Source organism: Thermoanaerobacter sp. RKWS2 (assembly GCF_026240795.1).
GTDB classification, from domain to species: domain Bacteria; phylum Bacillota; class Thermoanaerobacteria; order Thermoanaerobacterales; family Thermoanaerobacteraceae; genus Thermoanaerobacter; species Thermoanaerobacter ethanolicus.
In genome coordinates, this window is the sequence record NZ_CP110888.1 from 2,606,744 (window position 1) to 2,632,992 (window position 26,249).

A 26,249-nucleotide genomic window follows, 5' to 3' on the forward strand; every position below is an offset into this window, starting at 1 on the left:
AAAAGGGCCAAAAAGCCCTTTTAGTTATTCCCTTTCTTTTCTGTATTTGTCCATTATCTCTGAGAAAATCTCTGCATTTGTAGGAGGAGTATAGGATATAGCATTAGCGCCTGCTTCTATCGTCTTTAAAATGGTTTCCTCAGTAGGACCTCCTGTTGCAATAATGGGTATGTCGGGACAAATATCTTTTACACGTTTTACTAAATCAGGTGTCTTTTGTGCACCAGATATGTTAAGTATTGTAGCGCCAGCTTCTACTCTCCCTTTTATGTCCTCTTTCTCCGACACTATAGTTACAACAATAGGTATATCTATTGTCGCTCTAATTTTTTTGATTATATCATTGGCAGTAGGAGCATTTACAACAACTCCCATTGCTCCAGAAAATTCCGCGTCAAGAGCCAAGTTAACAACTCTCTTTCCTTGTGTAAGTCCTCCACCCACCCCGCAAAATACCGGTATATCCGCTGCCATCATAAGAGCGTGAGTAATAACTGGCTGAGGAGTAAACGGATATACTGCTAAAACAGCATGAGCATTAGTATTTCTAATCAAAGCAATATCTGTTGTAAAAACAAGGGATTTTATTAATTTACCATAGACCTTTATTCCCGAAGCTTTTTGATGAATAACTTCAGGAACTAAAACCATCTTTTGCCTTAAAGGTGAAATTATCTCGGGAACAAAATTATCAGACATTTTATCACCATCTTTTGCTCTTATTTTATAAAAATATTATACCAATAATTGTTTATAAATCAATGCCTTTTAAGAATTAATTCCATATTTTTCAAAGATCCATTTCTTACCGTATAAAGTCCATACAAAGCAAGAAAACACTATTAAAATTATCTTATTATTTCTTTACTTTTTAGTGTTTGAAAACAATTTTAGTTTAAAAATAATATTAAATTTTAAATTGTATTGTGTTTTTGCCACTTTTTTTGAAGGCTTATTAAATTTTTGTGAAAAAATTTCACAAAATATGTACAAAAATCATCTTTGTTTGCATAAAATTTAAATAGGAATTTAAAAGTTAATAATTTTTATCTTCACATTTTAATAGATTTTAAAAATATATATACAAAATTAAAAAAAGCCCGCAAAAGATTTACACTTTTAATGGGTATGTTGTCAATATGTATTAAATATGCTATAATAGTAATTGTGTACAAAATAAATATAATTTAAAATAAAATGTAAGGGGGATTTAAAAAATGCTAAGAAAAAAGTGGCTTCCTCTAGTTGTGACCCTAATTTTTATCCTATCTGTTTTTTTGACCTCCTGTGGTAAGACAGAAACTCAAACGCCACAACAATCTCAAGAACAAAAAACAACACCTACAGCTTCAGTTCAAGATAGCGACAACTGGACTAAAGCAAAAGACACTTCAAAAATACCAGAAGCATCAAAGGCTCGTACCGACACACTTATAATAGGTCTTCATGAGCCAAAAGGAGTTTTCAATCCTCTCTATTCTGAAACATCATATGACAATTATGTAAACAGCGCTATTTTTGATAGTTTACTAGAGGTAGACTTCGATGGAACATACATTCCATCTCTTGCAAAGAGTTGGGATATAGACAAAGATAACAATACTATCACCTTCCATTTACGAGATGACGTAAAATTTAGTGATGGAACACCTTTGACAGCTAAGGACGTAGAATTTTCTTATTATGTACTAGCTGATCCTACTTATGATGGGCCAATTGCTTTATCTGCAGCAGGAATCAAAGGGTTTAAAGAATATAATGAAGGAAATGCAGACAAAATTGAAGGAATAAAAGTAATAGATGACCATACAATACAGATTCAATTAGAAAAAGTTCTCGGAACATCTTTGTCAGACCTTAATATCCCAGTTATCCCACAACATTATTATGGAAAAGACTTTGCTAAAGGCAAATTAGACGGAGTAAAGGCTTTAGAACAGCAGCCACTCGGCTCAGGTCCCTATGTATTTGAAAAATTTGTTCCTGGTCAAGAAGTTCGCTTAGTAGCAAATGAGAATTACTGGAAAGGTGCTCCAAAAATTAAACACTTAATTTACAAAACTACAACAGAGGAAACAGCTGTTCAAATGTTACAAACCGGTGAAACAGACTATGAGACCTCAAACATCACAGCAAAGAAAGATAACGTAGAGTTGCTAGAAAGCCTTGGATTTGTTGATTATAGCTTACTTCCAACTAATGGTTATGGTTATATAGCTTTCAATCACAAATTGCCAAAATTCCAGGATGTAAGAGTGCGTAAAGCATTAGCTTATGGTCTTAACCGCAAAGCTATAGTTGATGCTGTATATCAGGGCTTAGCAGAAGTAAGAGATGTGCCACAGTCTAAAGTATCATGGGCATATCCTGATGAAAAAGACATAATACATTATGACTATAACCCAGAAAAAGCAAAGCAGCTTTTAGATGAAGCTGGTTGGAAATTAGGACCAGATGGTTATCGTTATAAAGATGGTCAGAAATTTACAATACACTTCTTAGCTTCATCACCTAATCCAGTAAATGATGCTTTAGTGCCAATGGCAGTAGAAAATTATAAAGAATTGGGTATAGAATTTGTGGCAGAACCTCTTGAATTCAACGCCATAATTGACAAGGTCAATAAAGGCGATTTTGAAATGTACTTCATGGCTTGGGGCTTAACTCCTGAACCAGATCCTTATACTATATTCTTCTCAAAAGGGTCTCAGAATAAAATAGGGTATGCAAATCCAAAAGTTGATGAACTCATACTAAAGGGCCGTGAAGAAACAGATATTAATAAACGCAAGGAAATTTACCATGAACTTTACAAAGTATTAAACGATGACTTGCCATACATCTTCCTGTATCAGAGAAATGACCTCAATGCAAAGAACAGCAGAGTAGTAGGATTCCAGATCTCATCTTTCAGAGATTTTACTTATTCACTGTATCAAGCAGAAATTCTTCAGTACTAATTTAAATTTAAAAAGCCCGGGCTGTTAAGGGCCGGGCTTTTCATCTATTAGGAGGGATAGAATGACACAGTTTATTATACGCAGACTACTACAGAGTATTCCTACATTAATTGGAGCTTCTATAATAATATTTTTAATTTTTGCAATGGCACCTGGTGACTACGTCACCTCTCAACTTCAAAATCCTAAGATGACTGAGGAAAGGGCTGCACAATTAAGGGCCCTTTATGGATTGGACAAACCACTCCCTCAAAGATATATATCTTGGGCAAGCGGTGTCTTAAAAGGTGATTTGGGCGACTCTTTATTGTTTAAAAAACCTGTAGTACGAGTAATAAATGATTTTATATGGAATTCCTTTATATTGGGAGTAGCTATAATGTTTTTTGAATGGTTAATTGCCTCTATAATAGGTATCTATTCTGCTATACGGCAGTATTCTGTATTTGACACTATAGCTACCTTGCTTGTATTTATCCTTTACTCTTTACCCTCTTTCTTCTTAGGTCTTGTTATGCTTAAAGTTTTTGCAGTAGACCTCAAATGGTTCCCCTTAGGTGGAATGATAACAACAGGATCCAATTATACTGGTTGGGCCCATATAGTTGATGTTGCAAAGCACATGGTGCTTCCTGTTGCTACTCTAACTTTAATAAGTGTAGGGGGCTTAAGCCGCTATTTTAGGGCAAATATGCTAGAAGTCATAAAGCAAGATTATATAAGGACTGCCAGAGCTAAAGGCTTAAAGGAAAGAACTGTTATTTTTAAACATGCTTTAAGAAATGCTCTTCTACCTTTGATCACTTTGTTTACTTTAGAATTACCTAGCTTATTTGCAGGTGCAATGATAACTGAGAGGATATTCAACTGGCCCGGCATTGGTAAAGTCGTTCTAGAAGGAATTTATATAAGGGATTATCCATTGTTTTTGGGATACACAATGCTCATAACCGTTCTTACAATTTTAGCAAATATTTTAGCTGACGTTTTGTATGGCGTTGCTGATCCACGTGTAAGACTTAAATAGGGGGGATAAAGCTTGGATCAAGTCAATGTAAATCAACCTCTTGATTATAAAAAGAAAAATAATCTGAAAAAAGCACCTTCGATTTGGAGAGACGCTTTCCATAGATTTTTAAAAAATAAATACGCCATATTGGGACTGGTAATTTTGACTTTTATGTTCCTTTTCTCTTTTGTAGGGCCTTATTTTTCGCCTTATCTGGATGCAAAAATAGATGTATCAAAAGGGAATCAACCACCAAGTGCGGAACATTGGCTTGGTACAGATAATCTAGGAAGAGATGTGCTTTTAAGGCTTATGCTTGCAGGTAGAATTTCCCTTACAATAGGGATTGCAGCTACTTTGATAATCGTTTTAATCGGTGGAATGTTAGGCTCTATCGCAGGATATTACGGAGGCTGGTTAGATGTCATAATAATGAGGTTGGCAGATATCATTTACGCTATGCCTGGTCTTCCCATTTTAATCATGTTAGGTGCTATAATGTCCGACTTAAAAATTCCGCCACCTCAAAGGATATACTATGTCATGTTTATCTTAGGATTTATATCTTGGGTAGGTCTTGCAAGGCTTATACGAAGCCAAATTTTGAGTTTAAAAGAGCAGGAATTCATGCTGGCAACAGAAGTTTTAGGTTTAAGAGATAGTAAAAAAATAATAAAACACCTTTTCCCCAATGTATTACCTACTGTTATAGTTTCTGCAACATTGGGAGTAGCTGGCGCAATATTATCAGAATCTGCTTTAAGTTTCTTAGGACTAGGTGTCATCCCTCCAACACCTTCTTGGGGATATATGCTGTCTGCTGCAAATAATATGATCGATTTTGCAAAGCGTCCATGGCTTTGGATTCCGCCAGGTGTTGCTATAATGCTAACTGTCGTAGCTATCAACTTCATTGGTGATGCTTTAAGAGACGCTTTCGATCCTAGACAAAAAATTTAGGAGGAATCAAAATGGCAAAAAATCTAGTAGAATTTCGCAATCTCAAAACTTTTTTCTACACTGAAGAAGGTGTTGTAAAAGCAGTAAATGATGTAAGTTTCTCTATACGAGAAGGGGAAACGGTGTGCATTGTCGGTGAATCTGGCTGCGGCAAAAGTGTAACTGCTTTATCCCTAATGAGATTAATTCAGTCTCCTCCTGGGAAAATTGAAGGTGGCGAAATAATCTTTGATGGGCGAGATATTCTTAAATTAAGTGAGGCAGAAATGAGAAGAATACGCGGTAATGAAATAGGCATGATATTCCAGGAGCCAATGACTTCTTTAAACCCTGTTTTAACAATTGGAGAACAAATAATGGAGCCTTTAATGGTGCATAAACTCATGACTAAAAAAGAGGCCTGGAATAAGGCTATTGAACTTATTAAACAAGTTGGCATACCAAGAGCTGAACAGATAATGACAAGTTATCCTCATGAACTAAGCGGTGGTATGAGACAGCGTATAATGATTGCAATAGCTCTAAGTTGCGATCCAAAACTTTTAATAGCTGATGAACCAACCACTGCTCTTGATGTAACAATTCAAGCCCAAATCCTTGACCTTTTGAGAAAAATAAAGCAGGAAAGAAATATGGCTTTAATGCTTATAACCCATGACCTTGGAATTGTTGCTGAAATAGCTGACTACGTAGTAGTTATGTATGCTGGAAAAGTTATTGAAGAAGCTCCTGTAAGAGAACTTTTCAAAAACCCTAAACACCCATATACAAGAGGTCTTTTAAAAGCAAAACCAATAATTGGTCAAAGGCAAGAAAGACTATACACAATCCCAGGGCAAGTGCCTAACCCTATTGGTTTGGGAGACTATTGTTATTTTAGCGATAGGTGCGAATATGCAATGGACATTTGCCGCCAAAAGATACCTCAACTTGCAGCTGACGAAAATGGGCACAAAGTCGCCTGCTGGCTCTATGAAGGAGAGTGGAAAAAATGAGTGAACCTTTAATAGAAGTAAAAAACCTTAAAAAATACTTCCCAATACGAGGCGGTATTTTACAAAGGACGATAGGATATGTAAAAGCAGTAGATGGAGTGACATTCACTATAAATAAAGGTGAAACTTTAAGTCTTGTTGGCGAATCTGGTTGTGGTAAAAGCACAGTCGGGCGTACTATAATAAGGTTGTATGATAAAACTGACGGAGAAGTTTTTTACAAATCTATTCCTATTCACAGTCTCAAAAAAAGCGAGCTTAGAAAACTAAGACCTAAAATGCAATTGGTTTTCCAAGACCCCTTTAGCTCTTTAAACCCACGCCTTAGAGTAGGAGATGCCATAGGAGAAGCTCTTTTAGACCATGGCCTTATTTCTAAAAATGAATTGCGGGATAAAGTCATAGAAACAATGGAGATATGCGGATTAGCTCCGTACCATATAGACCGCTATCCTCACGAATTTTCTGGTGGTCAGCGTCAGAGAATAGGAATAGCTCGTGCACTCATTTTAGATCCTGAATTTATTGTGTTAGACGAACCTGTATCTTCTCTTGATGTCTCAATACAAGCCCAAATAATCAACCTACTTATGGATTTGCAAGAGCAAAAAGGGTTAACTTATTTGTTTATTTCTCACGATTTGAGTGTAGTAGAGCATATAAGCACAAGAGTTGCAGTAATGTATCTTGGGTCTATAGTTGAAATGGCAGCACGAGACGAACTTTTTGCCCATCCACTTCACCCCTATACACAAGCCCTTTTGTCTGCCGTTCCAATTCCAGACCCAGACTTAAAAAGAGAAAGAATAATCTTAGAAGGAGATATCCCGAGCCCTGCGAATCCACCAAAAGGATGCAAATTCCACACAAGATGCCCACTTGCTAAAGACATTTGTAGAGAGCAAGTACCAGAATACAAAGATGTAGGAGGAGGGCATTTCGTAGCTTGCCATTTGGTATAGCTAGATGCCTTCCACATCTTTTTGAATTTCTTCTTCAAAAGAAAAGTTACTATTGCTTAGCTTCTCAATAAAAATCGGTTTAATAAATATAGCAAAATACAAAAGACTTACTAATAGTATTACAAACGTAATTAGAAAGGGATAAGTATAATTTTGATTTTCTAGGATATAGCCAGCTAAATAGCTGGCTATTGCTGATCCTATACTCCTTAAAAGTGATTTTACTCCAGCAAAAAAATCCCTTTTTTCTTCCTCTACAACAGACATTGTTTGACTTTCTATCATATTATTCAAAAGCGTAAAACTACCACTTCTTAGTAAAAATATTGTTGAAAACATCATTACAGAAATATTATTAAAGGCTAATATAAGTGCAAACAATAAATTCATCCCATATACATAGTAATAAGCTTTAATGGTTCCAAATTTATTTATTATCCATGGCATTATCATAGAAGCAAAAAACAAAATTAGCCCATTTATTGTAAGCAAATAGGAGACATATTCATCGCTCCAACCCATCCGAAATTTCACAATCACGTTTTGGAAAGGAATTATCGTAGAAAAAGCCATACCCGCCAAAAAAAGATAAAAAATAATTAAAAGAATTTTTTTATCAAAAACTTGGTAAATTCTAATATTTGACAATAACAACTTACTCTTACCTTTATCAAAACTATTGTTTACGCATGGCAACAAAATCCCTCTTAATAAAGCCACCACTAAAATTAACACGGCTGATATATACACAGAACTTTGATATTTTGTATTACCATATGGAAACCAATTGGGTATAAAGCCTCCCAAAAGCGTACCTACTCCACTAAATAGAGTAAAAACAGCAAATAAAAGGCTATAACTTACAGTTTCCAATTCATTTGTCTCAGCATATGAAAATAAAAGCTGTATTTCTGTTGTAATCAAAAAGGAAATTCCTATAAATTGTATAATCTGTGCCAAATAAAAAACTCCTATAGATTCCCCTAATCCAAAAAGCCCATATCCTATCCCTGTAAGAGTTATTCCTGATATAAAAATTCGTTTTCTCCCAATATAATTAGCAAAAAAACCTGCTGGAATAGCAGCTGCCCCCATCACTAAAGTTCCTACAGAATTAAGAGCTCCTATTTGTTCAGGAGAAACGTTTAAAGCAAGCAAATGCAAATTTAATACTAAACCAAAAATCCCCATTCCTATACCCAATAAGGCTTCAGTTGCTATAAAACGTTTTACTTCTTTGGGCAAAAATTTAACCTGGGCGATGAACGACATATATGTTCTCCTTTCCTCCCGTATATATCCTCCAAAAAAGCCGCTTTAAAAGGCGGCTTTAGAAATACTCAAAAGTTATCCATGTCTTCTTAAAAAAGGTATTTCACAAAGTCATTGATTCCAAAGGAAAGCAAAACAGACAAACCAATTACTACCATTACCATTGTTAACTTCAACTTTTAAATTGCGAATTACTTCATCAACACTCATTTTATGTAAAGCACTTTTTTACTTCAACACTTTTGTCTTCCATAAAATATCACCTTTTTACTTTTTCTTTCATTTTCATTATACTCCTAATAACTGCAAATTGCAATCAGTCAAATTCTCTATTGCGGGAAAAGTAAAGAGCAATTTGAGTGCCTTTTCCTTGTCTTTTGAGAAAATCCCCAAAATTAAGTCTGCAGACAAAGCAGACAAAGGGGACGGTTCCTCTTGTCTGATCTTTTAAATTTAATCAGCCTATATAGTCAGGCTTTGCCTTTTTCTTTCAAAATCTTATGTATACTATACCTAGTCACCCCAGCAATAGAAGCAATATCTTTAATTGAAAGTCCGGTTTTTTCTCTGTATTTTTTTATTAAGTCATGCCATTCTTTACGTTTTTTAATTTCCAGATTTTCTATATCTTTAATCCCAAATTCCATCGCCATTTCTTTAAATAACTCTTTGGCTTCTTCCGTACTCATTTTTTCTTCTTCAATGTCGATAAAAACTTCAGTGCCTTCTGTCTGCTCCATATATTTCTTAAACTGTTCTATAGCTTTCTTTTTATCATCAGAGAAAATACCTAAAATCAAGTCTGTATCTACAATTTGACACATTTCATCATTATCGCTAAGATAACAGCTATAACTGCTCCACTTATAATCAGAAACTTTTTTCACTAGTCCCGCTTTTACCGGATTTTGATGAATGTATCTCACTAATGCTATAACGTAACTCTCATCTTCAACTGGCTCACTTCTAAACCTATCCTGAAATAAATGCCCTGTCCTATCGTATTTTTTATTAAAATAAGAAGCATAAGTTCCTGCAATCCTCTTAATAGAACCTGATAAATCTTCATTGCCTTCCTTGATCATCAAATGAACATGGTTACTCATTAGACAAAAAGCAGTTAAATAAAACTTCCCGTCTAGCTTTTTCTCTGCCAATATTTCTATAAAGCGCTTTTTATCATCATCATTGTTAAATATATTTTTCTTTTCATTTCCCCGCAACATCACATGATAATATCCACTCTTGCTTTTAACTCTTGACTTTCTAGGCATTTACATCCACTCCAAAAATAATAATTCAGACAAAAGGAACCGTCTCCCTTGTCTGATTATAACATATAAATTAGATAAAATCTCCCATTTTTTCAGAAGTTTTAATTTTATATATTCCTAACAGGATAAAGGTTAATGCAAAAGCCAACAGTATGATTATATTCATATAAACATCGCTTAAACTACCACCCATTTGAATTTTTTCTATAGCGTCTATTGCCCATTTCTGTGGTATAAAATCAGAAAGCTTTTGAAATGATTTTGGCATTAAATATAATGGCCAGAAAGCTCCCCCTAACATACAAGTAGGTGTAATAATTAAAGTAGACAAGGTATTAGAATAACTTGTAGAGGTGAAAAAGCAACTATCATTGAACTTAAACCAATAGATGTTATTCCAAAAGAAACCAGTACTAAAAAAACATCAAATGTCGCTTTTGTGAAGCCTAAGTTTAATATAAAGGTAATCAACGCAAGTATAAAAGCTATTTGAAAAACTGTCAAAATTAAATTTACAAAGAAATTGCTCACTAAATAAGTTCTTGGCTTTAAAGGAGAAGCAAAAATTCTGTAAAAAGTTTTATCTCTCTTCTCCACAAGTACAAAATTAGAAATATTAAAAGTGCTAAACATCAAAAACATTATAAAAAATCCTAAACTTCTTGTTGTTGCCACTGCCATCTTCCCTATATCTTCAACAATATATGTTTTCAAGCTAAAAGGACTGTTCTTATAAAGGTCGTACATCTTATAAAAATTTTCTTTATTTCCTTCAGATGCCTTGCTTAAATTGTAAAGAACATTTATCTTGCGGTCAAGATAACTTTTCAAAAATAAGGTGGTTTCTTCCCCTTTTATTGATACAATCTCTACATCCTTTGGATTTCCCTTCAAAATTTCTTCTTCAAATCTTTGAGGAATCACTATAGCGCTGTCAACTTCTCCTTTCGATACTTTATCATTTATCTCATTTTCTTTCAGAAAAACAACCTTGAATTTATCCGTTTTTTCCAATGAATTAATTAAATCTGTTGAAATCTGACTTTTATCTCTATTTACAACACCTATTCTAAGTTGCCCGCTGCCACCATAGGTAAAAAGCAAAAAGAAAAGTGGAATTATAATACCAGAAATCAATAAAATAATATTCCCTTTCCTTCTAAAAAACAACTTTACTGTATTCTTCATAACCAAAAATAGCTCTCTCACTTAAAAAGCCTCCCTTCTGAATAAATAAGCTGACAACACTATGAAAAAAGCTGCAGGAATTAAATTTACCATGAGGGCTGTAGGTACATATTGATAATTGCCTCCCAATATCACATTAAATATGGCTGTATTTGTCCATGTAATTGGAGAAAAATTTGAAAGTTTCTCAATAAATTGACTTCCCATTTCTTTTACAGGAATATAAGAACCACCTAAGAAGGCTATAAAAGGAATTATACCGTTTAGTAAACCTTGTGCCATTGCTCCATTTTTTATAATAAACCCCAAACTCACTCCCAAGCCCACCACAAAAATTATCTCACTAATTATAATCACAAAAACTGTTACAATATCCTTTCCCCAATTAGTTCCGAAGATGTATTTGCTAAAAAGAACAATAATCAAGGCCTGTATAAAAACAGAAAAAGTTACCCCTAACACCTTCCCCATCAATATTTCATATTTCTTAACAGGAGAAGCTAATATTCTGCGCCCTGTCTTTTTTGTCCTTTCCATATCTATTGAAAATACACCACTCATAGCACCGTATAAAATTATTAAAGTAAGCATCGTAACAGAATAATAATCGAATGATGTTTGTTTAACTTTTCTGTCAATAGAGGTTATTTTTATAAATTCTCTATTTAAATTTATATCGCCGCTATTTTTAAGAAAGGCAGGATTTTGTGAAGCTATAGCTGTCATTCCTTTAAAAGTATCAGCAAAAGAGTCAATCATACTTGCTGCAATCTCCGTTTTTATATCTCCATGTGCATTCTTATAAAAAGTTATATCTTTACCTTTTAAAAAAACATAACCATCATATTTGCGTTTTTCTATTTCACTTATTCCTTTGCTGACATCTTTTATTTCTACAAATTTTACTCCCATTTTATCAGTTTCTTTAATGAAAATATCAAAACCCTGTGAAAGTATCGTATCTCCTTCATCTGTATATATGACTTTTATATCCCCTAATTTTATATCTGATGTTGACGAAAACGCAAAACCTAAAATTCCAATAAGAACTATTGGCAATAGTATCATAATAGCCATTACCTTCTTGTCATAAAGAATTTCCTTTATTTCTTTAAGCATTATTGTAAGGATTCTCATATTTTCACCTCTAATCTCTCAATTTTCTTCCTGTCAGGGTAAGAAAAACTGTCTCCAAATCGGGAATTTCGTTTCTTAGGTTACGTATTGGTATGTTTTTTGAAATAAAATAGTGGATTATATCATCAAAATTGCTCACATCTTTTAAGCTTGTTATCTTTATCGTGCTATCTCTTATCTCAACAGCTTTTACACCCTTTATTCCTTTCAATTCCTCCTCTTTTATTCCATCAATTGAGCCAATTTCAATATAAACTGTATTCACATCTGTAACCATTGAAGTGAGTTCTTCCTTTGTTCCTTCAGCTATAACCTTGCCATGGTCCATTATAGAAATCCGCGTGCAGATAGCCTCTACTTCCTCCATATAGTGACTTGTGTAAATAATTGTACTACCCATTTCATTTAACTTTTTAACAGATTCCAAAATGTGATTCCTCGATTGAGGGTCTATACCTACTGTAGGTTCATCCATTATTATTAATTTAGGTCTATGGGCAATGGCACAGGCAATATTTAGCCTTCTTTTCATACCACCTGAAAATTTATTTGGTACTTCTTTCGCTTTATCTGAAAGACCTACAAACTCTAATGCCATCTCTACACTTTCTTTTAGCTCTTTTCCCCTAAGTCCATAAAGACTTGCAAAAAACTTTACATTTTCATAGGCTGTTAAATCTCCGTAGATAGCCACATCTTGAGGCACAATACCTATACTCTTCTTTATGAATTCCGGTTCTTTGCGTATATTTTTATCAAAAACATACACCTCTCCTCTATCAAAATTGAGCAAGCCGCAGATTATGCTTATAGCTGTCGTCTTCCCTGCCCCATTAGGACCCAATAGTCCGTAAATTTCCCCTTCTTCTATTTCTAAATTCATATTGTCTAAAGCTATAACATCACCAAACCTTTTTATTACATCCTTCATTTTAACTATCTTCATGAAACACCCTCTCCCTACAAAATAAATTTTCAGACGAAAGGAACCGTCCCCTTTGTTTGAAATTGATTTGGTTTTCTAGGAATATAATAAAGGAAATGGTGAAAGTTTTGTAGTATACAAAGTCACCATTTCCTCATGACTAAAGTCACATTGTATTTAAATTTTTCATCATGTATTCCATTATTCTTACAGCCTCATTTATAGTTTTTACATCATCCTTTAATGGTCCAAGCCATATGCAGTAAGCTAAATCATTGTCTGCAATTGGAATAATTCCAAAAATCTCAATATATGTTGTAGGGTCATTGGAAGCAGCAGGAGGGCTTCTCCTCAAAACGGCAATTTTTCCTTCTCCGATAGGCGTTTTTATATTTTCTTCTTTTAAAAGTTCGCTGTGATTTGGAAGAAAACCTCCAAAATATTGGTCTTTGTAATAACTTATAACATATATACCACCGTTAATTTCATCCTTTGAATTTAAGATATAAATTTCATTTCCGCCTGTAAATTTCTCCTTCCACCCATTTGGCAGAGCAATCTTGAGTTTTTTTAAATACCCAATCTCATTATTGCGGCAAAGTACCGTTTCCATATAGGGCATATCTTGAAAGCTATTTAAATCATAAAAGAGTACTTTCTCAGCTCGACTAACGCCAGCCAGCTTCCTTTCAGAAATAAATTCTACTGAATTCCATTCCAAATTATCGCTTTCCTTTAATTCCTTCACATTTCCATTTAAATCAACACTTACTATAGGAGCCTCTATAAAATTACCTTTATCGTCATATTTATAAATCTTGAATATAACATGTTCACCATCCGGAAATGCCATACTGTCAAGCGAATAAAATCTGTATTTTAAAATGTTTTTGTACGTTTTTATTATTTTAAAGTTATTTCCATCCAAAACATCTAAGCAGTTTTTCTCATCGTTTAGCACAAATATAGTTCTACTTTTATCTAAACTCCCATACGTTACACTTCCGTTAAAACTGTAAACCGGCTTTACGACCTTGTTTTCAAAATTTAGATAGTTTATTTTGTTATCACAAATAAACAGCACCCCTTTATTGTCAAAATATGGTTTGATTTTGCCACAAGAATTTATTTCACTTTCTAAAGGATACTTCTCAAATGTCCCTTTATTTACATCATAAGAAAATATATACCCACTTTTAGCATTTAAAGAATCCGGTGAAATACCATAGATATACTCCCCATCATCACTCCACACTGGATATATTCCATCTCTTACAGGAAGAGTAAGTCTTTCTGGAGCGCTGCCATCAATGTTTATCACATAGTATTCAAATGAAGCAGCATCGTAATGGATTCCCACAACAATTTTGTCTTGTCTTGGTGATAATTTATAATATCCAATGCGTTTATTTTTTAAAAATTCACTTGCTATTTTGTTAGAATTGTTGTCGTACAAAAGGCCGGTATAAAGGGTATTATCAAAATCTTCGCTTGAATTAGGAAGTGAAAATACCAACCTTATAGGTGGTTCTTCCCTGGTTGTAGACGATTCTTTAAGCTTTACTACATCACAGGAAGTTAAAAAGAACATCACCACAGCAAGAAGTAAAAATAATTTTCTCATTTGCTATCCCTCTAATCTTATAATTTTCCCCTCCTTTTTAAACCGATTATATCATAATAAAACAAAAATCTCCACATCATCTATTTTTAAAAATTCAGACAAAGGGGACGGTTCCTCTTGTCTGTTTATTTTGATTTTCAGACAAAAGGAACCGTCCCCTTTGTCTGTGTTATGCCAATAAAAAAGTAAGGCTCGTAATGGTCTTCGCTTCAGCCAGTACAAATCTCTTCATACCTCACTTAAAAGGCAAGGTATTGCAAAACCCATACTGACCTATGCTCGACTATTATAGATACCTTAGAAACCTTATGCACTTTGCATAAGACCTCCAGTCTAAGTACATGACGTACTTCGACCTGCGGCACCTATAATAGTCTTAGCTCGACTATAATACATCCTTTTTAGCCTTAAAATTAAGGCTCTACATGGACATATTATAATCTGCCCGCTGACTAGCATCCGACCTTTTGATCGAATACCAATCTTTGGCCGACCATCACAGAACTTGCGTTCTGTGATGATCTTGGCTCGACCATTACGAACCTTACACTATTATATTGCCCTTTTTGTCTTTTTATATTCATTTGTTTTTAAAAAAATTTAAAAAGGAATGAGATACCCACTTTTTTGGTTTAAGCTAAAGCTCTTAGTGAAAACAAAGGAACTGTACTTCATTTTAAATTATACAGAATATTGATAATTTAAAGCAATTACTTTTGGCTCACCTTCTAGATCTTTCTTAGTAATACCTATTTCTGTGGATAAAATCTTTTTGCCACCTGTCATATCCAAAAAGTTATCCACAGTATCAATAGGGAAATTAATAAACTCCGTTTTATAGTGCATTGGTATAGTTATTTTAGGCTTTAACTGGTTCATCACTTCTACCGCTTGTTTTGCATCAATTGTATAATAGCCTCCAACAGGAATGAGTAGAACATCAACTGGTCCTATTTCTTCAACTTGCTTTTCTGTTAAAACATGTCCCAAATCTCCCATGTGACAGACTCTGATTCCATCAATATCAAAGACAAAAACTATATTTTTACCTCTTTTTGCACCATGTTCGTCATCGTGAAATGTATTTACACCTTTTATGTTGATACCTTTTATATTATGTTCTCCTACTGTGTCAACAATATCAAAGTTTCCCTTTACTGCTTTAAAATAATTGTGGTCAAAATGGGAATGAGAAGATGTCACAATGTCTGCCTTCACATTTGGCATAGGATAGCCAACCGACTCATCAAAAGGGTCTGTAACAATAACCGTACCCTTCTCGGATGTCAACTTAAAACATGAATGCCCTAGCCATTTTATATTCATAAAAAACACCTCCTAACCATATTATACCACAAAATAAAGGCGGAAAAACCGCCTTTTACATTCTCTCTGGTGCTGTTATTTTCAATATATCTAAAGCGTTCTTTATAACAGTCTTTACTGCTAATATGAGCACAAACCTTGCTTTCATCAAATCCTCTTCTACGCCTTTTACTCTATGACTGTTATAAAAAGAATGGAAAAGCGATGCTACATCAAGTACGTACCTCGTAATTCTGTGGGGTGCCAATGTCTTTGCAGCAATAGTAATTTCTTCAGGGAAATATGCCAATTTTTTAATTAATTCTTTTTCCTCTTCTTCTTTTAAAAGGCTTAAATCTACTTCATCTATATTATCTATCTTTACACCCTCTTCTTCTAACTGCCTTATTATGGAGCAAATCCTCGCATGGGCATACTGCACATAAAATACTGGATTTTCATTCGATTGCTCTTTAGCCAAGTCAAGGTCAAAATCAATGGGACTGTCTGCAGACCTTAAGTTGAAAAAGAATCTTGCTGCATCTTTTCCTACTTCATCTATCAGATCTCGTAGTGTCACCATTCTGCCTGTCCTTTTGGACATTTTAACAACTTGACCGCCTTCTATGAGTTTCACAAGCTGCATTAAAACAACGTCAAGCCTGTCAGGGTCTATGCCAAGTGCCTGCATCGCTCCTTTCATAGGAGCAACATGGCCATGGTGATCCGCACCCCAAACATTTATAACCCAATCAAATCCGCGAGTTATAAATTTATTTTTGTGATAGGCTATGTCAGAAGCCAAATAGGTAGGAAATCCATTAGACCTAACTAATACATCGTCTTTTTCTGCGCCAAATAATGTCATTTTAAACCACAAAGCCCCGTCTTTTTCGTAAGTATACCCTTTTTGCTTAAGCTCTTCAATTACTTTATACACTTCTCCGCTGTCATAAAGAGATTGCTCAGAAAACCACACGTCATATTCTATACCGTAAAGAGCTAAATCCTCTTTTATTTTTTCTAAATTCTTCTTAAGTCCATATTCTATGAGCGCCTTTCTTCTCTCTTCTGATGGCACATCTTTATATTTATCTCCGTATATTTCTAAAAACTCTCTCGCTCTATCTATTATGTCCTCTCCGTGGTAGCCGCCTTCGGGCACTTCAGCCGGTATGCCCAATAATTGCAGGTATCTTGCCTCAAGTGAATATCCAAACTTCTCTATCTGATTTCCTGCGTCGTTTATATAAAATTCCCTTGTAACATCGTATCCTGCATAGTCAAGTACTGACGCCAAGGCATCTCCCAAAGCACCGCCTCTTGCATTTCCCATATGCATAGGACCCGTCGGATTTGCCGATACAAATTCCACTTGTACTTTCTTGCCATTCCCAATGTTTACTCGTCCATAATCTTTCCCTCGTTCATAAACGAGCTTTAAAGTTTCTTCCAAAAATTTATCCTTCAAAAAGAAATTGATAAAGCCAGGTCCTGCGATTTCAATCCTTTCTATAAAAGTATTTGAAGGGTCCATTTTTGAAACAATGATTTCCGCAATTTTCTTAGGGGGCATTTTAGCCTGCTTTGATATTACCATCGCTGTGTTTATTGCAAGGTCACCATGTTGTTTTTCTTTTGGCTCCTCTATTTCTATCTCTGGAATAACCTCTATATTCATCAAACCTTCTTTTACAGAATTCTCTATAGCGGTAGTCACCATGTCTTTTATTTCATCTTTTACTTTTTGTATAATGTTTTCCAAATCAGTTTACCTCCCACACTTTTAAGTATAGTTCATTATTGCTCACAGTCTTGTTATTAAGGTCAAGAGCATATTTTATAGTAATCTCACCGCCAGCTTCCGACATAGCCACTTTTACATCTGTTGGCAGTATTCCTAAAGGAATTTTCCCATAAGGAGTATCATAGTCCGATTCGTATCTTTTGTTTTTCTCAAAAACCATTTTCGATTTGTTAGTGCCAAACCGCAATAATGTAACTTTGTCTTCTGTAATTTTTAAAGTAGTAGTAGTTCCATCCATTCCTGATAGTTCACTTTCTTCATATACTACATAAAAAGTATTGCCTTTAATATAGAAACTACCCTCTGTAATAAGTTCTATTGTATCAGATTCATTTTGATCGTTTTTTTGAGTACCTTTTACAGATATAATCGCTTTTTTCAATTACCTCTCCCCTTCTTCCCTTATTTCTCACCATTCCCTACATTTTTCATTATAGCTCTCTATCGCTAAGTTTATAAGTTCGTCCAATAATATTGAATACGGCTTTCCACTTACTTCCCACAGTTTAGGATACATGCTTATTTTCGTAAACCCAGGAATGGTATTAACTTCATTTAGATAAAGGATACCTGTGTTTCTATCCATCAAAAAGTCTACTCGCGCCATACCTCTCAAATCCAACGCCTTATATGCTTTTATAGCCAATTGTCTTACCTCTTCCATTTTTTCATCTGGAAGTGGTGCAGGTATTAAGAGAAGAGATTTACCCCCATCAAAATATTTAGCATTATAATCATAGAATTCATTAGAAGGAACAATTTCTCCTGCAATAGAGGCTTGCGGATTTTCGTTACCTAGCACGGAACATTCAATTTCCCTAGCATCTATTCCTCTTTCTATCAACAATTTTCTATCATATTTTGCAGCTAATTTCAAGGCCCCAGGAAGTTCTTCCTCATTGTGGACTTTGGTAATACCAACACTAGAACCTAAATTAGCAGGTTTTACAAAGCACGGATATCCCAAGTGTTCAACTTTTTTCTTTATAGCTTCTAAGTCTTCAATCTCTTTTCTATATACTACTACAAAATCAGGTGTAGGTAGCCCCGCTTCCTTAAAAATCCTTTTTGTAAAAACTTTATCCATGCATAAAGCAGAAGAAAGCACATTAGCTCCTACATAAGGTATATCTAATAATTCTAAAAGCCCTTGTATAGTCCCATCTTCTCCATTAGGTCCATGCAAAACAGGAAATACCACGTCTATAGGATAAAAACCATTTTTTCCGTCTTCGAAAGTTATTATTCCTCTATACTTCGTAGAAGCTCCCATAGTTGCAGGAATTCCTTCTTTTTCCCATTCTCCGGTTTCTATTTTTTCTACATCTCCTCTATATAAATACCATTCTCCTTTTTTTGTAATACCGATCATGTAAATCTCGTATTTATCTTTATCAAGGTTGTTTATTATAGACTTTGCAGACATTAAAGAGACTTCATGTTCTCCCGATTGTCCACCAAATAAAACAGCTATTTTCTTCTTCGCCATTCTCTCACACTCCACTAATTTTTCTTACATTATCTTTATTCTACTCTTTTAAGAATATGTATTCAAGAAAAATTTTATTTTATAAATTTAAAGCCGGGAAAGAAGAAGTTTTTCTTCCCCGGCTTGGTGGGCATTTAGAAGGTGGTATTTCCGTTGTTATAATTTTCTACAAGCATTTTTTCTGCTTTTTCGATTGCAAGTTTTACAAGATTACCGCAATTTCTAGAAGAAACACTTCCCCAACCTTCCTTCATTACTGTGTCGTAAACGCCGAGTTCTTTAGCCAACTCATATTTAAGTTGGTCAGACATTAAGCCTCTGCGTCTACCCATTTTTATCCCCTCCTTCTTTTGCCCTACACTTATTTTGCGCCTTTAAAAGCACTTTTATGTTATGGACTACATGGTCAAATCTCCATGTTCTGTTTTTATAACCTTTAAAATTTTTTCTTCATTTCCATTTAATGCATTTATATACACGTAAAATGTATCACCTTTGTATGTTCCTTTAAATTCGTAAGCCAATACTTCTTTTCCGCCCTCCAAAGGAATGAGTGTTAACTTTGTTCCTTCTATTTTTAAGTTTTTATTTACTTTTTGCTCCGCTTCTTTTTCCGTAAGTTTTGGCTTTTCTAATTTTCTCTCCGTATGATTCATGTAGTAAGCTGTAGCGTCAAATCCGATTATGTCACCATTGTCAAGTGCCACTTTCACTTTGACAATGTCTGGATACAAATATACCTCATCTTGTACAGGAACAAAATTAAACTGTACACTACCATCCGCCTTCATAGAATAAGTACTTTCCACGTTTTTGAAACCGTGTTTTTCTAAAAATTTTTTAGCATACTGCAAAGCTTGTGATTGAGAAATATTTATTTTATTCACACTTCTCTGGTCCATCATCCATACAACATATCCACCTTTTTGACTCACATTTATATAAACAGGTAATTTACCTGGAGATTTTAATTCTATCCCATAAGCTTTTATTTTTCCATTGTTAGGACTATACTTGTTTTGTGATTCTACAGGCTTTCCATAAAAATCTTTTGCTATTTGTAAAGCTCTATCGTAAGAAACTTCTTTCCCAACTAAACCTTTAGGTGTAGTTTTTGCTAAACTTTCAGAAAAAGGGCCGTCATATATCAAAGTAGGGTAATTTGTCATAGTCTGATTGACACTACTCATTTTTACATTTAAAATTTTACTATCAATCTCACCCATTTTTTGTGTACCTTTTTGACGTAAGTTTCCAAGTTCATATCCACCTTGAATTTTTTTTCTTAAGTCTTGTAAGTTTTTACCTAAAAATACCGCATAATTCTGTAATTTCGTAAGGGTTGCTAAATCTTGTTGTGATAATTTTTGCCCTGAAGCAACTTTTTTTGTAAGACTGTAAGCGTAATCGCCAATTTGTGTCAAAAACTTTGAAGTATTATCTATTTCAGGCTGCCCTATAGGAAGTTGATTTAAGTGCTCTTGCCCTGAAAAAGCTTCCCTCCATATTTCATCTAAAATAGGAATAGTGGTTTTATCTGAAGAAGCTACCATTAGTTTTCCCATAGAAGTTTCGATGTTCTCTACGTTAGACACCAATTGATAAAAAGACCTATCATATTGTGCTTGTAAATACCTGTGATAAGAAATTTTCTCAATATATTGTCTATATCCCCATGCTCCGAGGATTAATATTAAAATTAAAGCAAAAGCCGTCAAGCCTCGTTTTAACATTTTTTCACCTCACCTTGCAAAGATATGGCTGCCTATTTGGGTTATAATTGGCCTGTTAAATATCCAATAACTTGTCACTCTCGCAGCGTTGTAATAATACAAGGCACCACCAGTAGGGTCCCATCCAGCAATTGCATCTCTTGCCGCCCTTATGCTGTCATTTGTAGGAGGTAGCCACATTTGACCATCATCTACTGCAGAAAAAGCCCCAGGTTGAAATATAACACCTGCTATAGTTTTTGGAAACCTCGGGTCTCTTACTCTATTCATCACCACAGCTCCAACTGCAACTTTTCCAATATAAGGTTCCCCTCTCGCTTCTCCATTTATAAGCATTGCTAAAAGGTAAACATCGTCATTTGTGGTGACAGAGGAAGAAGCCTGATAAGCCGCTAAATCTTGAGCAGTAGTTGTAAAACCTAAAGCTACTTTTGTATCGTCATCTACAATTCCAGTAACTCTGAGTCCATTATATGCTTGAAATTTCCGAACTGCCAGCCACGTTCTAACCCCAAAAAATCCATCTACAGCTCCCGTATAATATCCCCAGTCTTTAAGCCGTGCTTGCACTTTTGCAACATCACTACCTGTATTTCCCCAATAAAGGTTAGACATAGCTGTTTTGGTCAAATCATAAGCCGCATACTCAAAAACTGCTGTTATAAAAATAGCCAAAACTGTTATTATAATCTTTATGCGGAGAATAAAATCTATTTTCATTTTGAACCTCCTTTTCTTTGGTGTTTGTAAATATTTTTTGTAGTAGTAAAAGTATTATACGCTGTTTTTAATTTAAAAAATTAAAGCGCCCTTTAAGGCGCCTTCCATGCCACTTTAAATTTATTGTAATATTCCTCTATAATTTCAACTATTTTAAATTTAACTTTAGGTTTTTCTTTCTCAATAAGTTTCATTTCATCTTGAGAAAGATATTTAGCCACTTCCTCTGCAGTTTGTGTATCTGTAAACCCATGGGTAACATCAATAAAACAAAGGGGAGGAAATATTACACACCACCAATTTTTACCTTCTCCGTTTCCGATAACTACTTTAAGCGCATTATAATTCCCCGCAGGAAGAGTAATAGTTCCATAATACCGTGTAGGAAAATCAAAGGTGCCATAGGCAACTTTCACACCATAATTCTTACCCTCTCTACGAATTACTTCCTCTGCAACCTTTTTAATCTCCTCAATACTTTGCTTTATAATCCTTTCCGAATCTTTTACATCTTTTACTTTTTCAAATTTAGGCGTTAAATCAACAAGTATAGCATCTCTAACCTTAAGTTTTAATTCCTGGTCTTCTTCGGAATCGCTGTTGGCAATCACATGAAACCTTATTAATTTGCGGGATAGGTCTTCTCTTTGCAAATTAGAAGCTTTAGCTCCATAAAAATTTGCTGCTATAATAATTGCTAATACCATCAATGCAATTAACCTTTTCATAATTTTATCCTCCATCACAAATCTTTAGTTTAACTAAAGTATAACCAAATATATTAAAAAATATACCCTTCTACCTGAAAAGCCCTATCCTTCGGACATGAGAAGTAACATCTACTTTTATCTCTACCTCCGGAAAAATTTTATCCCAATCTTTCCCCACCTTTTCCCATAAACTTGGATGATATTTTTCAATATAATCTCCTATACCTAGCATGTCTACTTTTAATTCTTTTTGAAATCTATTTATAGCTTTTTGTGTCATCTTCTTTATTTCGTCACTAGTTTTTCTTTCTATGACGTTTAACAAGTCACCTTTCATCATTTCTCCGTGCTTTTCAAAAGTATATTCCGTTATATCTCCTTCCACCTCCAGTTTAACTCTATAAATAATTTTCCCATTTTCTTCTTTAACATCTCGCCTTCTAATAACATTTGAAATATTAAAAGGAACCTTTATTTCTTCTCCATCTCCTGGCATATTTATAGAAATATCTCCTCCCTTCACAAGACCAGTCAGCCACATATATCCCATGTTTTCATCATCTTCCATCCAACCTACTAATTTATAATTTTTAATAATAGCAGAACCTGCTATTTTAATTTCATCTTTTCCTGCAATTATTTTGGGGATTATCGCATTGCCGTTCGTCTCATGAAGAGACTTAGTAATTTTATTATAGTCAATTGTTGGAAATTTTGATGTCAAGTTGTAATGTTTGAATATATCTCTAATATAAGCTCCTGTATTTGGTTCCATCTCGTATTTTTTTAGAAGAATATCCTGAGCTTTTTGTGGAGTTACAAGAAGGTAAACTTTACGGCTCAATTCATAACTCCTGTCAAGAGAATCTAAAACTTGCTGAAATTTATCCTTGTTTTCCACTACGTCTTTGCCAAAAATAATAGCTTGTGTATGACCTAAATACAGCGCTTTATTAATTCTTGTACTTATATGACGGGAAGCAGAAAAAATCGTATCAGCAACTTCTGAAACAGCAAAACTTGGCTTTTCACTTCCTCCTCCACCGCCACTGGTACCTTTTGTAATTTGAGCAGCATTAGGAAATTGAAAAGTCACAACATATCTTTTATTCGAAGAAGATAAATCTATACCAATTGCCATCACAAAAGCCCTGTCTTCTATCTCAATTTTATCCCAACAGCCTGTCAACATGAGAGCAATTAAAACCCATAATATCACTATTTTAAGTTTTCTCTTCATCTTTATCACCTAATCTTTTAACTTTTAAAATGATAAACAATAGTATTGGCAATATAGCTATAAAAAACACTGACATGTACTGGGAAACATATCCCGCATATTTATAAACTGTCACAATAGAATCGGGAATTAAAGCCATTAAATACATTATAGGAACTGCCGGCAATACAAAATAAGAATGTTCTCTGGTCTTTAAAAGCTTTGAAAGAGCCAAAGTAGCAAAATAGTGAAAAGAATAAATAGAAGTAAAAATGGTGAATGTCCATATTCCCATTACAATTCCCTCTACATTTTCAATGAAAAACACAGGAAAATTAATAGATTTAATGAGGGTCAAAAAAGGCCACAGCTGTTCCCTTGTTTCCTTGTATCCAAATATGCCAACTACAAAAAAAGTTATATACATGTAAAACAACATCGTAGAGATTATTGCTGAATTGACACTTCTTTTCAATTTGTCTGTATTAATTATATATGGAAAAAGCAAATACAATATCTCAAAGCCAACAAAACTATATGTAGTCACAAGCATTCCTTTAAAAAACTCAACTAATGAAACCCTCATAAATGGAAGAAAATTACTTAAATCTATATCAGTTAAAGTCGGTAAAAAAAGTAATACAAGAGGTATCACTATTATGGGAAACAAAATTTCTGACATTCGTGCAATTGGCTCAAGTCCATATCGCACTAAATAGGCAGAAGTAAAAAGCATTGTAATAATTATCGTTTCAATAGGGGTACTTGGCAAAAGATATATTTTCAAAACTTCCCCAAAAATCCTTACATCAAGGCTTGCAAATATTGTGAAGTAAAAAACAAGTATAATACTTATAATAATAGAAATAGGTCTTGTTATAAGTTTACCGGTATATTCGACAAAAGTTTCTGTAGGAAATTTAGAAGATAGATAAAGTATCAGCCTTGCAAAAAAAAGAGAAGCTATTCCTCCTCCCAAGATAGCTATAAGCCCATTAGGTCCTACCTCTTTGGAAACATCTGCAGGAAGACTTAATATTCCAGCTCCTACCATAGTAGTGAAAAGCAATATTGATACTTGATTTGCAGAGATTTTATCATTGTTTTTTATCATTGTTGTCTCTCCTATCGTCTTCTATGCTTTCTATTTTTTCTTCTCTTAAATCTTTCATCTTTTTTCTATCAGGAGTATCTAAAATTTCTGGTCGGTTTTTAAAATACATTATAGGAGCTTTTATTAAAGTATCCGCAAGGTCACTTAGGTCTATTTCCACAAAAGGAGAAAGATAAGGAACTCCAAAACTTTTTAAAACAACCAAGTGAGTGAGAACTATCATAAATCCCAACATTATACCATACAAACCAAAAACAGCTGCAAGAATCATAAATATAAATCTTAGCATTCTAAAAGCAATGGCAGCGCTGTAACTGGGTATTGCAAAAGAAGCTACAGCTGTAACGGCTACCACTATTACCATCAATGGGCTTACAATACCCGCTTGGACAGCAGCTTGTCCTATAATAAGACCACCTACAATGCCAATAGTTTGCCCTATAGGTACGGGAAGTCTAACTCCTGCCTCTCTTAAAAGCTCAAAAGTCGCTTCCATAATAAAAGCTTCAAAAAAGGCAGGAAAAGGCATACCCTGTCGTGTTGCTGCAACATACAAAGTCAATTTAGTCGGTATAAGGCCTGGATGATAGGCTGTAAAAGCTATGTAAACAGCAGGCGAAATTAATGCGACGATTGCTGCAAGAAATCTCAAAATTCTTAAAAGTGAAGATATCATCCACCTTTCGTAATAATCTTCAGGCGATTGAAAAAGAGTAGCGAGAGTAGTAGGTATTATGAGAGCAAAAGGAGTATTATCTGTCAAAATTGCCACTCTTCCCTCTAAAAGAGAAGCTGCAACCTTGTCAGGCCTTTCTGTACTCAAAACTTGAGGAAATGGTGAATGCCAATCTTCTTCAATCAATTGTTCTATATACCCGCTTTCAAAAATACCGTCTATTTTTATATTTTTGAGCCTTTCCATCACTTTATTCAAAACATTCCTATCGACAATATCTTCTATGTAAAGCACTGCTACATCTGTATGAGTCCTTTCTCCAATCTGCATCTGCTTTATTTTTAACTTGGGATCTCTAATCCATCTCCTTACAAGAGCAGTGTTAACCCTTATTGTTTCTGTAAACCCTTCTCTCGGTCCTCTTACAACCGTCTCTGCCTCGGGAGGTGAAATTGACCTCATCTGCCATCCTTTACTAGAAATGATGACTATTTCAGGAGAACCATCAAAAAGCAAAGCAGTGTCTCCACTCAAAATTGACAAAATACACTTGTCTAAATCTGTAATCTCTTTTATGTCTCCTCCTGTTATAGTCCCTTTCTTTATGACCTCATACAAATTTCTCTTTATCTTTTCAATAGAAGGGGCTGCTTGTCTTGAATCCAAAAGCAAAGAGTGGAGTACATGGTCATTTATGAGGTCTTTATCCACAAGCCCGTCTATAAATACAATTGCAAGGTTATACTGCTGGTTTTCTCCCACCCAAATATCTCTATATATTACATCATCACAATCTTTTAATTTATTTTTTATATAATCTAAATTTACCTTAAGACTATTTGAAGCTAGTGTACCATTTTTTTCTTCTTTTTTATCGTTTTTTTTGCCAAATATCTTATCAAAAAATCTCATATTCTCCTCCTTACATAGGAAAAAAGGTTCGTAAAATAATAGCAACTATCCCAATAAAAATATAAAACAATCCAATCCATTTACACAGCTTAGAATCCCTATCTAATCCTTTCCTCTCTAAAAATTTAGGCTCTATAAAAGCTTCATAAATCCCTACAATGAATACATTAGCAAGCATATAAACAGTAAAGTATTGTCTTACAAAATGCAGTAAACTATACATACCATCACCTTCTGAATATATATTTTGCATTCAGA

General features: G+C 34.3%; 23 protein-coding genes and 1 pseudogene. 5 read left to right on the forward strand and 19 right to left on the reverse strand.

The window, feature by feature from the left end:
• Window positions 1-24: 24 nt before the first annotated feature.
• Window positions 25-699, reverse strand: a complete 675-nt coding sequence (locus OEI98_RS13840; protein WP_266038523.1) for a hydrolase — start codon at window positions 697-699, stop codon at window positions 25-27.
• Window positions 700-1,217: 518 nt separating this feature from the next.
• Between OEI98_RS13840 and OEI98_RS13845 the strand changes: the two genes are divergently transcribed.
• The 5 genes from OEI98_RS13845 to OEI98_RS13865 all read left to right on the forward strand — a co-directional run bounded on the left by OEI98_RS13845 (window position 1,218) and on the right by OEI98_RS13865 (window position 6,886).
• Entirely contained in the window at window positions 1,218-2,960 is a 1,743-nt protein-coding gene (locus OEI98_RS13845) for an ABC transporter substrate-binding protein (RefSeq protein WP_003869656.1), read from the forward strand.
• A 61-nt stretch (window positions 2,961-3,021) separates the two neighbouring features.
• Window positions 3,022-3,987 carry an ABC transporter permease gene (locus OEI98_RS13850; RefSeq protein ID WP_003869655.1) on the forward strand — a complete coding sequence of 322 codons (966 nt, stop codon included), beginning with the start codon at window positions 3,022-3,024 and terminating at the stop codon, window positions 3,985-3,987.
• Window positions 3,988-3,999: 12 nt separating this feature from the next.
• Window positions 4,000-4,929, forward strand: a complete 930-nt coding sequence (gene opp4C / locus OEI98_RS13855; RefSeq protein ID WP_006569745.1) for an oligopeptide ABC transporter permease — start codon at window positions 4,000-4,002, stop codon at window positions 4,927-4,929.
• 11 nt (window positions 4,930-4,940) lie between these two features.
• Window positions 4,941-5,924: an ABC transporter ATP-binding protein gene (locus tag OEI98_RS13860; protein ID WP_004398962.1), complete on the forward strand. Its 984-nt coding sequence runs from the start codon at window positions 4,941-4,943 to the stop codon at window positions 5,922-5,924.
• Entirely contained in the window at window positions 5,921-6,886 is a 966-nt protein-coding gene (locus OEI98_RS13865) for an ABC transporter ATP-binding protein (RefSeq protein ID WP_003869652.1), read from the forward strand. Before OEI98_RS13860 ends, OEI98_RS13865 begins: the two co-directional genes overlap by 4 nt.
• Here the strand turns inward: OEI98_RS13865 and OEI98_RS13870 are convergent, their stop codons facing one another.
• The 18 genes and pseudogenes from OEI98_RS13870 to OEI98_RS13960 all read right to left on the reverse strand — a co-directional run bounded on the left by OEI98_RS13870 (window position 6,887) and on the right by OEI98_RS13960 (window position 26,214).
• A complete protein-coding gene (locus OEI98_RS13870; protein WP_266038531.1) occupies window positions 6,887-8,158 on the reverse strand; it encodes an MFS transporter in 1,272 nt (423 codons plus the stop codon).
• A 470-nt stretch (window positions 8,159-8,628) separates the two neighbouring features.
• Window positions 8,629-9,432 (reverse strand): REP-associated tyrosine transposase, encoded by an 804-nt coding sequence (locus OEI98_RS13875; protein WP_019908104.1) that lies wholly within the window; start codon window positions 9,430-9,432, stop codon window positions 8,629-8,631.
• 70 nt (window positions 9,433-9,502) lie between these two features.
• A pseudogene (locus OEI98_RS13885) lies at window positions 9,503-10,620 on the reverse strand (ABC transporter permease).
• A gap of 21 nt (window positions 10,621-10,641) precedes the next feature.
• A complete protein-coding gene (locus OEI98_RS13890; protein ID WP_003869648.1) occupies window positions 10,642-11,757 on the reverse strand; it encodes an ABC transporter permease in 1,116 nt (371 codons plus the stop codon).
• A gap of 10 nt (window positions 11,758-11,767) precedes the next feature.
• Window positions 11,768-12,703, reverse strand: a complete 936-nt coding sequence (locus OEI98_RS13895) for an ABC transporter ATP-binding protein (protein ID WP_006569749.1) — start codon at window positions 12,701-12,703, stop codon at window positions 11,768-11,770.
• Between the two features lie 145 nt (window positions 12,704-12,848).
• On the reverse strand, window positions 12,849-14,306 hold the full coding sequence (locus OEI98_RS13900) for a TolB family protein (RefSeq protein WP_266038537.1): 1,458 nt from the start codon (window positions 14,304-14,306) through the stop codon (window positions 12,849-12,851).
• Window positions 14,307-14,987: 681 nt separating this feature from the next.
• Window positions 14,988-15,632, reverse strand: a complete 645-nt coding sequence (locus OEI98_RS13905) for an MBL fold metallo-hydrolase (protein WP_006569751.1) — start codon at window positions 15,630-15,632, stop codon at window positions 14,988-14,990.
• 55 nt (window positions 15,633-15,687) lie between these two features.
• Window positions 15,688-17,376 carry an arginine--tRNA ligase gene (argS, locus tag OEI98_RS13910; RefSeq protein WP_004398977.1) on the reverse strand — a complete coding sequence of 563 codons (1,689 nt, stop codon included), beginning with the start codon at window positions 17,374-17,376 and terminating at the stop codon, window positions 15,688-15,690.
• Window position 17,377: 1 nt separating this feature from the next.
• Window positions 17,378-17,800 carry a DUF1934 domain-containing protein gene (locus tag OEI98_RS13915; protein WP_003867632.1) on the reverse strand — a complete coding sequence of 141 codons (423 nt, stop codon included), beginning with the start codon at window positions 17,798-17,800 and terminating at the stop codon, window positions 17,378-17,380.
• A 27-nt stretch (window positions 17,801-17,827) separates the two neighbouring features.
• Window positions 17,828-18,907, reverse strand: coding sequence for a D-alanine--D-alanine ligase family protein (locus OEI98_RS13920; RefSeq protein WP_019908109.1), 1,080 nt, complete (start codon window positions 18,905-18,907; stop codon window positions 17,828-17,830).
• Between the two features lie 134 nt (window positions 18,908-19,041).
• The gene (locus OEI98_RS13925) at window positions 19,042-19,239 is read right to left on the reverse strand and encodes a small, acid-soluble spore protein, alpha/beta type (protein WP_003867630.1); all 198 of its coding nucleotides are present in this window, start codon (window positions 19,237-19,239) and stop codon (window positions 19,042-19,044) included.
• Between the two features lie 66 nt (window positions 19,240-19,305).
• Window positions 19,306-20,640 carry a germination protein YpeB gene (gene ypeB / locus OEI98_RS13930; protein WP_006569754.1) on the reverse strand — a complete coding sequence of 445 codons (1,335 nt, stop codon included), beginning with the start codon at window positions 20,638-20,640 and terminating at the stop codon, window positions 19,306-19,308.
• 9 nt (window positions 20,641-20,649) lie between these two features.
• A complete protein-coding gene (gene sleB / locus OEI98_RS13935; protein WP_003870422.1) occupies window positions 20,650-21,360 on the reverse strand; it encodes a spore cortex-lytic enzyme in 711 nt (236 codons plus the stop codon).
• 92 nt (window positions 21,361-21,452) lie between these two features.
• Entirely contained in the window at window positions 21,453-22,088 is a 636-nt protein-coding gene (gene spoIIR, locus OEI98_RS13940) for a stage II sporulation protein R (protein WP_004398992.1), read from the reverse strand.
• Between the two features lie 70 nt (window positions 22,089-22,158).
• Window positions 22,159-23,310 carry a Ger(x)C family spore germination protein gene (locus OEI98_RS13945; protein WP_003870424.1) on the reverse strand — a complete coding sequence of 384 codons (1,152 nt, stop codon included), beginning with the start codon at window positions 23,308-23,310 and terminating at the stop codon, window positions 22,159-22,161.
• Complete coding sequence (locus OEI98_RS13950) at window positions 23,294-24,403, reverse strand: GerAB/ArcD/ProY family transporter (protein WP_004398995.1); 1,110 nt, start codon at window positions 24,401-24,403, stop codon at window positions 23,294-23,296. Before OEI98_RS13950 ends, OEI98_RS13945 begins: the two co-directional genes overlap by 17 nt.
• Window positions 24,387-25,991: a spore germination protein gene (locus OEI98_RS13955; protein ID WP_004398997.1), complete on the reverse strand. Its 1,605-nt coding sequence runs from the start codon at window positions 25,989-25,991 to the stop codon at window positions 24,387-24,389. Before OEI98_RS13955 ends, OEI98_RS13950 begins: the two co-directional genes overlap by 17 nt.
• Window positions 25,992-26,001: 10 nt before the next feature.
• Entirely contained in the window at window positions 26,002-26,214 is a 213-nt protein-coding gene (locus OEI98_RS13960; protein ID WP_004398998.1) for a CLC_0170 family protein, read from the reverse strand.
• Window positions 26,215-26,249: the final 35 nt, after the last annotated feature.

Bases quoted from the DNA above. Each gene is read 5' to 3' on its own strand.
- OEI98_RS13860 (WP_004398962.1), top strand. From the start codon at position 4,941: ATGGCAAAAAATCTAGTAGAATTTCGCAATCTCAAAACTTTTTTCTAC.
- OEI98_RS13905 (WP_006569751.1), bottom strand. From the start codon at position 15,632: ATGAATATAAAATGGCTAGGGCATTCATGTTTTAAGTTGACATCCGAG.
- OEI98_RS13960 (WP_004398998.1), bottom strand. From the start codon at position 26,214: ATGTATAGTTTACTGCATTTTGTAAGACAATACTTTACTGTTTATATG.
- OEI98_RS13925 (WP_003867630.1), bottom strand. From the start codon at position 19,239: ATGGGTAGACGCAGAGGCTTAATGTCTGACCAACTTAAATATGAGTTG.
- OEI98_RS13865 (WP_003869652.1), top strand. From the start codon at position 5,921: ATGAGTGAACCTTTAATAGAAGTAAAAAACCTTAAAAAATACTTCCCA.
- OEI98_RS13890 (WP_003869648.1), bottom strand. From the start codon at position 11,757: ATGAGAATCCTTACAATAATGCTTAAAGAAATAAAGGAAATTCTTTAT.
- sleB (WP_003870422.1), bottom strand. From the start codon at position 21,360: ATGAAAATAGATTTTATTCTCCGCATAAAGATTATAATAACAGTTTTG.
- OEI98_RS13870 (WP_266038531.1), bottom strand. From the start codon at position 8,158: ATGTCGTTCATCGCCCAGGTTAAATTTTTGCCCAAAGAAGTAAAACGT.
- OEI98_RS13945 (WP_003870424.1), bottom strand. From the start codon at position 23,310: ATGAAGAGAAAACTTAAAATAGTGATATTATGGGTTTTAATTGCTCTC.
- OEI98_RS13950 (WP_004398995.1), bottom strand. From the start codon at position 24,403: ATGATAAAAAACAATGATAAAATCTCTGCAAATCAAGTATCAATATTG.
- OEI98_RS13920 (WP_019908109.1), bottom strand. From the start codon at position 18,907: ATGGCGAAGAAGAAAATAGCTGTTTTATTTGGTGGACAATCGGGAGAA.
- OEI98_RS13850 (WP_003869655.1), top strand. From the start codon at position 3,022: ATGACACAGTTTATTATACGCAGACTACTACAGAGTATTCCTACATTA.
- OEI98_RS13895 (WP_006569749.1), bottom strand. From the start codon at position 12,703: ATGAAGATAGTTAAAATGAAGGATGTAATAAAAAGGTTTGGTGATGTT.
- OEI98_RS13900 (WP_266038537.1), bottom strand. From the start codon at position 14,306: ATGAGAAAATTATTTTTACTTCTTGCTGTGGTGATGTTCTTTTTAACT.
- OEI98_RS13875 (WP_019908104.1), bottom strand. From the start codon at position 9,432: ATGCCTAGAAAGTCAAGAGTTAAAAGCAAGAGTGGATATTATCATGTG.
- ypeB (WP_006569754.1), bottom strand. From the start codon at position 20,640: ATGTTAAAACGAGGCTTGACGGCTTTTGCTTTAATTTTAATATTAATC.
- spoIIR (WP_004398992.1), bottom strand. From the start codon at position 22,088: ATGAAAAGGTTAATTGCATTGATGGTATTAGCAATTATTATAGCAGCA.
- OEI98_RS13840 (WP_266038523.1), bottom strand. From the start codon at position 699: ATGTCTGATAATTTTGTTCCCGAGATAATTTCACCTTTAAGGCAAAAG.
- OEI98_RS13845 (WP_003869656.1), top strand. From the start codon at position 1,218: ATGCTAAGAAAAAAGTGGCTTCCTCTAGTTGTGACCCTAATTTTTATC.
- OEI98_RS13955 (WP_004398997.1), bottom strand. From the start codon at position 25,991: ATGAGATTTTTTGATAAGATATTTGGCAAAAAAAACGATAAAAAAGAA.